This window comes from Holospora undulata HU1 (assembly GCF_000388175.3).
Taxonomy (GTDB): Bacteria; Pseudomonadota; Alphaproteobacteria; order Holosporales; family Holosporaceae; genus Holospora; species Holospora undulata_A.
Genome location: NZ_ARPM03000052.1, coordinates 1 through 2,531, shown reverse-complemented (window position 1 = coordinate 2,531; position 2,531 = coordinate 1). Strand labels below are relative to the sequence as shown.

Sequence of the window (2,531 nt, the reverse complement as noted above, 5' to 3'; positions counted from 1 at the left end):
TTCCAGCACGATCACAGACTTTAAAAATCCAAGCTTTAAAAATCCAAATTTTTGCTTCTTTTTTTAAATAATGCTAAAATTCATCAACTTCCATGACAATACCGTTATCTTCTGGGTATAGCTCAATTTTGGCGCATAGCCTTGATTATAAGGTGCCCGTCCTCTTCAAAACAGCGGTGGCGCTGACACCAAAACGCTGAGCAATTTGCTTCATTGAAAGGCCGCTTGCGTATAAAACGAGGGATTTGATTTTGTCTTTCTCGGGCACACCTCTTGAAATTTTTTTCACATTTTTTACATTTGTACCGCTGAACTCTTCGAACAAAACCGCTTTTAAAGCAATCTTAACATTCACAAATTTTACATACAATCATTTTTAGAGACTTTTAAAAGACTTCCTTTACCAATTATCTAACAAAAAAGATCTTTAGTTAAAAGATTCAAAAATACTAAATTGTTTTCATTTTTATTTTAATTATAAATAAAATAAAATTTTTTGTGTTGATATATTTACATATTACCTATACTATAATTATTTATTTACCTTTATGCATACATACTACTTAATTAGTCCATTGACTTTTTTAATTTTTGTGATACTTTCTCACTTGTCTTGTTAAAAAAGAAAGCGAATTCATATGTTTAAAAAAAAGAACGCAGTGAGTACAATTTTTTTAACTTTTATTTTTGGCGCAAGTGGAAATTTTTTTTTAGAAAGCACCGTCCTTTCAATTCCAATAGAAGATCTACCCGACAGTCAAGATAGTTCTTGTTCAAAGTCTTTTAGTTTTTCAGTTGCAGATGATAGTGTACCTTATCAAAACGTTTCACCGCCTCCGTTTTCTGTTAATGCACATTTTCAAGATTCACAAAATAAAAATTCTTCTTCAAAATCTTCAGAAAGCTCAGAAAAATCCTACATTTTTTTAGAAGAAGATATAAAAAAACGAAGACAGACTATAGTTTCTCGACATGTTAGTGGAAGATTTTTTTCTTTTAACGAAGGACCATTAGAGGTAAAAAATTCTTTAGAAAATACTCCTGCTTTTAAAGCAGAAGCAAATTTTGAACTTTTAGTAAAAAATAAATCATCTAATTCTAAATTAGAAGCGATTTTTGAAAGTTCGATAGAAAATTCTCAAACAAAGTCAGAATATTTTATAGAAAATAATTCACTCGACTTTCAATCAGCAAAAAATCCTGAATGTTTTATAGAAAACATTTTTCCCAGTCTTCAATCAGAAAAAGCTTCTAAGTGTTTGATGAAAGACGATAAACTCGAGGAGGATAAATATAAAAAATCTTTGTCTCCTAAAGATTTTTCTCATGCTATTTTTCCTTTTTTTGAAAATAGCTTAAAATCTCAATTAGATTTTAAAGATAGAGAAAAAGCCTCCTTTACGCAAAAAAATTCCTTACAACAAACAAAAGAACGTGCGATCGTTAAAAGTTTTCCAGTTTTATCCTTGAAAGACTATCACGCAAGGGCTGGATCTACCTGCGTTGTACTTATAAGAATGAAGTAGTAAAATATCGTACTTTTATATTTAACGCATCAAAGAATAAAAGTTATCGTTATTTTTGGGCAATGAGAAATACCATAGACTTTAGGCGTAGAATTTTAACAATTAAACAGACAAAGTGTTTGACTTTTGATAAAAAGTTAATTTTCAAAAGTTAAATTGTCCGTAGCAGGAGATTGTCAAAAGATCTTAACCTCTAAAGAACTAGGATCTCTTCTAAAATAAAATATAGAGGCGTTCAAGAAAGATGTTGAGTTGTATCTTGTATGAACAGGCAACTCGACTTGGTGTAAGTCCTAGCTTAGTTATAAAAAAGTCTGCAGAATCTTCGACCAGGACAGATCCCGAAAAACGATCTGCATTTTCAGAAAACTTGAAAGTAATACCATTTTCCGATACCACATGGAGAAATACGAAGTAGTACATATATACTCATGCTGAATGAAATTGTTTAAAAGTTTAATTTTATGTATTAATAATTTTTCTTATGCAAAGAGTTCTGAAAGAAGAAGCTCGTGTTGCGTTAAGAACCGACGCGTAGAAGATAGGATTAAGGCAGTTTTGTTATCCGACAAAGGGTGAAGCTATCGTCAAATGGCTAAGGCTCTTCTGATTGACGATCGTAGAGGGAGGTAAGGAAGATCAAAAGTTAATGGTGTCAAGCGGGGGCTCTGTAAGTAAGCTGAATTTTTCACAAACAGCAAAACTTATCGCACATTTGAAAGCCATAGCGTATATGAAAGCAAGCGATATCTACGCTTAAGTTCTTGAGGCATTGCGTATACGATTCAAGGCAAGACGTCGTGGCTGCACGCCGCCCGACGGCCATAAGTGTTGAAAGTGTCAAAATAAATGTTTAACAGCATTGAAATCCCCTCCTGAAATAATAATTAATGTTTTAATAAAAGATTTCTCTAGATCTAATGTAAATTGAAATAATGGAATTTTGAAGCCATGCAGTTTCTTTCTAGCCTTGTATATTAAAAATAATAAAGCTGTAATCAGAAT

Annotated in this window: 3 protein-coding genes; 2 read left to right on the top strand and 1 reads right to left on the bottom strand. The window is 31.8% G+C overall.

Annotated features, from left to right (window positions below):
- Window positions 1-145 precede the first annotated feature (145 nt).
- A complete protein-coding gene (locus K737_RS00760; RefSeq protein WP_006294745.1) occupies window positions 146-355 on the bottom strand; it encodes a helix-turn-helix domain-containing protein in 210 nt (69 codons plus the stop codon).
- Between the two features lie 283 nt (window positions 356-638).
- Between K737_RS00760 and K737_RS00755 the strand changes: the two genes are divergently transcribed.
- Together K737_RS00755 and K737_RS09830 are read left to right on the top strand one after the other, a co-directional pair.
- The gene (locus K737_RS00755) at window positions 639-1,526 is read left to right on the top strand and encodes a hypothetical protein (protein WP_006294746.1); all 888 of its coding nucleotides are present in this window, start codon (window positions 639-641) and stop codon (window positions 1,524-1,526) included.
- A 438-nt stretch (window positions 1,527-1,964) separates the two neighbouring features.
- Window positions 1,965-2,105 carry a hypothetical protein gene (locus K737_RS09830; protein ID WP_161630394.1) on the top strand — a complete coding sequence of 47 codons (141 nt, stop codon included), beginning with the start codon at window positions 1,965-1,967 and terminating at the stop codon, window positions 2,103-2,105.
- The last annotated feature ends 426 nt before the right edge of the window (window positions 2,106-2,531 follow it).